Source organism: Hydrogenophaga sp. (genome assembly GCF_041633695.1).
Classification (GTDB): Bacteria; Pseudomonadota; Gammaproteobacteria; order Burkholderiales; family Burkholderiaceae_C; genus Hydrogenophaga.
In genome coordinates this window covers 1-6,004 of record NZ_JBFJMY010000261.1, presented here as the reverse complement: position 1 = coordinate 6,004, position 6,004 = coordinate 1, and the positions used below count along the sequence as shown (strand labels likewise).

The window sequence follows — 6,004 nt, the reverse complement described above, 5'->3', positions numbered from 1 at the left end:
TGGGGTCCGATGGCCGTCGCCATCATGGGCGGTCTGGTGGTGGCCACGGTGCTCACGCTGCTGGCCTTGCCCGCCATGTACGCGGCCTGGTTCCGGGTGCGGCGGGAGCCGGCCGTGTCCTGAACGCAGTGGCGCCCTGCAACCAGGCGGCGCCAAGAGGCGCCAGCGTGTTCTTCGGGCGGGTTGCCACCAGCCGCTACAATAGAAGGTTGCCGTGAACGGTGATCCGATGGCAGCGATGGCGCTGCAAGATCGGTCCCCCTGAGGCGCGCGGGTGGCGAAATTGGTAGACGCACCAGGTTTAGGTCCTGACGCCAGCAATGGTGTGGGGGTTCGAGTCCCCCCCCGCGCACCACCGAACAGACGAATACATTCCTGCGGTCGACCGCCGAGTTGATCGCACCCTTTTGGAGAAAACCATGACCGTGACCGTTGAAACCCTGGAGAAGCTCGAGCGCAAAATCACGCTCACGCTGCCCGCTGAAGTCATCCAGAACGAAGTGGCCTCGCGCCTCAAGCGGCTGGCTCGCGACGTCAAGATGGACGGTTTCCGGCCCGGCAAAGTGCCCATGAATGTGGTGGCGCAGCGCTACGGCTATTCGGTGCACTACGAAGTCATGAACGACAAGGTCGGTGAAGCCTTCGCGTCCGCCGCCAACGAAGCCAAGTTGCGCGTTGCCGGTCAACCCAAGATCACCGAGAAAGAAGAGTCGCCCGAAGGTCAGCTGGCATTCGACGCGGTGTTCGAGGTGTACCCCGAAGTCAAGATCGAAGACCTGTCTTCGGCCGAAGTGGAAAAAGTCAGCGCCGAAGTGAACGATGCGGCGATCGACCGCACGCTGGACATTCTGCGCAAGCAGCGCCGCACTTTTGCGCAGCGCGCCCAGGACCAAGCCGCAGGTGATGGCGACCGCGTGACCATCGACTTCGAAGGCAAGATCGATGGCGAAGTGTTCGAAGGCGGCAAGGCCGAAGCATTCCAGTTCATCGTGGGCGATGGCCAGATGCTCAAGGAGTTTGAAGACGCGGTGCGCGGCATGAAGTCGGGCGAGTCCAAGACCTTCCCCTTGAACTTCCCCGAGGACTACCACGGCAAGGATGTGGCTGGCAAAACCGCCGACTTCCTGGTCACGCTGAAGAAAATCGAAGCGGCCCACCTGCCTGAAGTGGACGATGCCTTGGCCAAATCGCTGGGCATTGCCGACGGCACGGTCGATGGCCTGCGTGCCGACATCCGCGTCAACCTCGAGCGCGAAGTCAAGAACCGCGTCCAGGCCCGCAACAAGCAAGCCGTGATGGACGCGCTGGTGTCCAAGGCCGAGCTGGATCTGCCCAAGTCGGTGGTGCAGTCCGAGTTGGACCGCCTGATCGAAGGTGCACGCGCCGATCTGAAGCAGCGCGGCATTCCAGACGCCGACAAGGCGCCGATTCCCGAAGACATGTTCCGCCCGCAAGCCGAGCGCCGCGTGCGCTTGGGCCTGGTGGTGGCCGAGCTGGTGCGTGTGAACGAATTGCACGCCAAGCCCGAGCAGATCAAGTCCCATGTGGAAGAGCTGTCGGCTTCTTACGAAAAACCAGCCGACGTGGTGCGTTGGTACCAGAGCGACAACCGCCGCATGGCCGAAGTCGAAGCCGTGGTGATTGAAAACAATGTGACCGAGTTCGTCTTGTCCAAGGCCAAGATCGTGGACAAGGCCGTGAGTTTTGAAGACCTGATGGGCCAGTCCTGATCGGTTTACGAGCTGTTCGCCAGGACAAGGGCTTTTGCGGCCTTTGTGTGGACGGGCGCTCATTGAAGAGGGGCGGAGACATCCGCCCTTTTTTTCGCCGGTTTATGCCCCATGTGGGGAAGACCTGCCCAAGCTGGGCGGCAGGCCTTGCCCGCAGCCCGACTGTGGGCATGTGAGCTTGTTACAGTAGTGGCATTGCCCAGCATCAATACATGGAGAAACGCATGAGCGCAATGGATATTCAAGGGTTGGGCATGGTGCCCATGGTGATCGAGCAGTCGGGTCGCGGTGAGCGGTCGTACGACATTTATTCGCGCCTGCTGAAAGAGCGCGTGATTTTTCTGGTCGGTGAAGTGAACGACCAGACCGCCAATCTGGTGGTGGCGCAGTTGCTGTTTCTTGAAAGCGAAAATCCCGATAAGGACATTTCCTTCTACATCAACTCCCCGGGAGGCAGTGTGACGGCGGGCATGGCGATTTTCGACACCATGAATTTCATCAAGCCCGATGTGTCCACGCTGTGCGTGGGTTTTGCCGCCAGCATGGGCGCATTCCTGATGGCCGCTGGCGCCAAGGGCAAGCGGTTCTCGCTGCCCAACTCCAAGATCATGATCCACCAGCCGTCCGGCGGCAGCCGTGGACAGGCCACGGAAATTGAAATCCAGGCCCGCGAGATCCTGAAAACCCGAGAGCAACTCAACAAGATCCTGGCGGAGCGCACTGGGCAGCCGTTGGACCGGATCGAACGCGACACCGAGCGTGATTACTACATGTCGGCCACCGAAGCGCACGAATACGGACTCATCGACAAGGTGATCGACAAACGGCCCAGCGCGGCCTGATTGGCGAAAAAACGGCGAAAAGGGCGGTTTTTCTTCAAAATTGCCACCAATTCCGCCCTTTAACGCAGCTTGGCTTGAACTATCATGGTCCTAGAGCTACCCATCTCCAACACTTGAACCTTCAGACCTATGGCGGACAAAAAAGCCACTTCCGGTGAAAAAGCACTTTACTGCTCGTTTTGCGGCAAAAGCCAGCACGAGGTCAAGAAGCTGATCGCTGGCCCGTCGGTGTTCATCTGCGATGAATGCATCGACTTGTGCAACGACATCATCCGCGACGAGTTGCCTGGACTGGAATCGGTCAAGGCCGCCGGCGATGAAGTACCCACGCCCGCAGAACTCAAAGGCAACCTGGACAATTACGTGATTGGCCAGGATCTGGCCAAGCGCGCGCTGGCGGTGGCGGTGTACAACCACTACAAGCGCCTGCGGCACAAACAAACCGCTCGTAAGGACGACGTGGAGTTGACCAAGAGCAATATCTTGTTGATCGGTCCCACCGGTTCCGGCAAGACCTTGCTGGCCCAGACCATGGCGCGCATGTTGAATGTGCCCTTTGTCATGGCCGACGCCACCACCTTGACCGAAGCGGGCTACGTGGGCGAGGACGTGGAAAACATCGTTGCGAAGCTGCTGCAGAGTTGCAACTACGATGTGGAGCGTGCCCAACAAGGCATCGTCTACATCGACGAAATCGACAAGATCACGCGCAAATCGGACAACCCCTCGATCACCCGCGACGTCTCCGGTGAAGGCGTTCAGCAGGCGCTGCTCAAGCTGGTCGAAGGCACCATGGCTTCGGTGCCACCGCAAGGTGGCCGCAAGCACCCGAACCAGGATTTTCTGCAGGTCGACACGACCAACATCCTGTTCATCTGTGGTGGTGCGTTCTCCGGCCTGGAGAAAATCATTGAAAACCGGACCGAAGCGTCCGGCATCGGGTTTGGTGCCTTGGTCAAGAGCAAGAAGCAGCGCAGCCTGACCGACGCCTTCAAGGAAATCGAGCCCGAGGATCTGATCAAGTACGGACTCATTCCCGAGCTGGTCGGGCGCGTTCCGGTGATCGCCGCGTTGGCCGAGCTGAGCGAAGCGGCATTGGTTGAGATTCTGACCGAGCCCAAGAATGCGGTGGTCAAGCAGTTCGCACGCATGCTGTCCATGGAAGGCGTGGAGCTGGAAGTGCGCCCCGGTGCACTCAAGGCGATCGCAGCCAAAGCGCTGGCTCGCAAGACCGGTGCACGTGGTTTGCGTTCGATACTGGAAAATGCCTTGATCGACACCATGTTCGATTTACCGAGCATGAGCAATGTGGCGAAAGTGGTGGTGGACGAAACCACCATCGACGAAAACAAGCCGCCTTTGCTGGTGTATCGGGAAGCGGCCAAGCAGGCTTGATCGGTATTTGGCCGGGACGGCAGTTGCTGTCCTCCGTTGTTGATGCGAGGCGTTCAAGCGCCTGCATCCGCCCCATTTGTCCCTTTTGTAGAGGTTGATATGTCCGGACAAACCCCCTTACCCAGTGTCCCGGTTGACCTGCCATTGCTGCCTCTTCGCGACGTGGTGGTGTTCCCGCACATGGTCATCCCGCTGTTCGTGGGCCGGCCCAAGAGCATCAAGGCGCTCGAAGCCGCCATGGAAGCCGAACGCCGCATCATGCTGGTGGCGCAGAAAGCCGCCGCGAAAGACGAGCCGTCGGCCGACGACATGTTCGAAATGGGCTGCGTGGCCACGATTCTGCAAATGCTCAAGCTGCCCGATGGGACGGTGAAGGTGTTGGTGGAAGGTGTTCAGCGCGCCAAGGTGCTCGCGATCACCGATGGCGAACTGCACTTCAGCGCCAGCGTGACGCCGGTCGACCCGGCGCTGGAACGCGCCGACATGCAATCGACCGAGCTTGAGGCCTTGCGCCGGGCGGTGATGCAGCAGTTCGACCAGTACGTCAAACTCAACAAGAAGATTCCGTCGGAAATTCTCACCTCGATTTCCAGCATCGACGACCCCGGCCGCTTGGCCGACACCATTGCCGCGCATCTGCCGCTCAAGCTCGAATCCAAGCAGGTGGTGCTCGACCTCGATCCGGTCAACAAGCGTCTGGAAAACCTTTTTGAGCAGTTGGAGCGCGAGGTCGACATCCTCAATGTGGACAAGAAGATCCGTGGGCGCGTGAAGCGCCAGATGGAAAAGAACCAGCGCGATTTCTACCTCAACGAGCAGGTCAAGGCGATCCAGAAAGAGCTGGGCGAGGGCGAAGATGGCGCGGACATGGAGGAGATCGAAAAGAAGATCAAGGCCGCCCGCATGCCGGTGGAAGCCCGCAAAAAGGCCGATGCCGAGTTCAAGAAGCTCAAGCTCATGTCGCCCATGTCGGCCGAAGCCACCGTGGTGCGCAACTACATCGATGCGCTGGTGGCTCTGCCCTGGAGCAAAAAGACCAAGATCAAACACGATCTGGCGCACGCCGAAGCGGTGCTGAACGAAGACCACTACGGCTTGGAAAAGGTCAAGGACCGCATCCTGGAATACCTTGCTGTGCAGCAGCGCGTGGACAAGGTCAAGGCTCCGATTCTGTGTCTGGTCGGACCTCCCGGCGTGGGCAAGACCTCGCTGGGTCAATCGGTGGCCAAGGCCACCGGGCGCAAGTATGTGCGCATGGCCCTGGGTGGCATGCGCGACGAGGCCGAGATCCGCGGGCACCGCCGTACCTACATCGGCGCCATGCCTGGCAAGGTCTTGCAAAGCCTGTCCAAGACCGGCACCCGCAATCCGCTGTTTTTGCTGGACGAGATCGACAAGTTGGGTACCGACTTCCGTGGCGATCCCTCCAGCGCCTTGCTGGAAGTGCTGGACCCGGAGCAAAACCACAAATTCGGCGACCACTATGTCGAGGTCGATTTTGATCTGTCCGATGTGATGTTCGTCGCCACCTCGAATTCGATGAACATCCCACCGGCTTTGCTGGATCGGATGGAGGTGATACGTCTCTCGGGTTACACCGAAGAAGAAAAAGTCAACATCGCCATTCGCTACCTCTTGCCCAAGCAGTTGAAGAACAACGGCATTCGCGAAGGCGAGATGGAAGTGCACGAAGAAGCGGTGCGCGATATCGTGCGTTACTACACCCGTGAGGCTGGCGTGCGCTCGCTCGAACGCGACCTTTCCAAGATTTGTCGCAAAGTTGTCAAGGGGTTGCTGCTCAAGAAATACACGCCCACGGTGGTGGTGAATTCGGAGAACCTGAGCGAGTTTCTGGGCGTGCGCAAGTACAGCTACGGACGCGCAGAACAGAAGAACCAAGTCGGCCAGGTGGTGGGCTTGGCCTGGACCGAAGTGGGTGGCGATCTGCTCACCATCGAAGTGGCCATCATGCCGGGCAAAGGGGTCATCACCCGCACCGGGTCGCTGGGCGACGTGATGAAGGAGTCGGTGGAAGCG

4 protein-coding genes and 1 tRNA gene are annotated in these 6,004 nt (G+C 59.6%); all 5 read left to right on the top strand.

Going from position 1 to position 6,004, the window contains the following annotated elements:
* Nucleotides 1–268 precede the first annotated feature (268 nt).
* Nucleotides 269–355 (top strand) — tRNA-Leu (locus ABYB95_RS15365).
* A 64-nt stretch (nt 356–419) separates the two neighbouring features.
* Nucleotides 420–1,730: a trigger factor gene (gene tig / locus ABYB95_RS15360; protein ID WP_372659441.1), complete on the top strand. Its 1,311-nt coding sequence runs from the start codon at nt 420–422 to the stop codon at nt 1,728–1,730.
* Between the two features lie 224 nt (nt 1,731–1,954).
* Nucleotides 1,955–2,572: an ATP-dependent Clp endopeptidase proteolytic subunit ClpP gene (gene clpP / locus ABYB95_RS15355; protein WP_372659440.1), complete on the top strand. Its 618-nt coding sequence runs from the start codon at nt 1,955–1,957 to the stop codon at nt 2,570–2,572.
* Nucleotides 2,573–2,701: 129 nt separating this feature from the next.
* Nucleotides 2,702–3,967, top strand: a complete 1,266-nt coding sequence (gene clpX, locus ABYB95_RS15350) for an ATP-dependent Clp protease ATP-binding subunit ClpX (RefSeq protein ID WP_372659439.1) — start codon at nt 2,702–2,704, stop codon at nt 3,965–3,967.
* A 99-nt stretch (nt 3,968–4,066) separates the two neighbouring features.
* A partial coding sequence (gene lon / locus ABYB95_RS15345; protein ID WP_372659438.1) for an endopeptidase La occupies nt 4,067–6,004 on the top strand: 1,938 nt, incomplete at its 3' end.

Bases quoted from the DNA above. Each gene is read 5' to 3' on its own strand.
- clpP (WP_372659440.1), top strand. From the start codon at position 1,955: ATGAGCGCAATGGATATTCAAGGGTTGGGCATGGTGCCCATGGTGATC.
- clpX (WP_372659439.1), top strand. From the start codon at position 2,702: ATGGCGGACAAAAAAGCCACTTCCGGTGAAAAAGCACTTTACTGCTCG.
- tig (WP_372659441.1), top strand. From the start codon at position 420: ATGACCGTGACCGTTGAAACCCTGGAGAAGCTCGAGCGCAAAATCACG.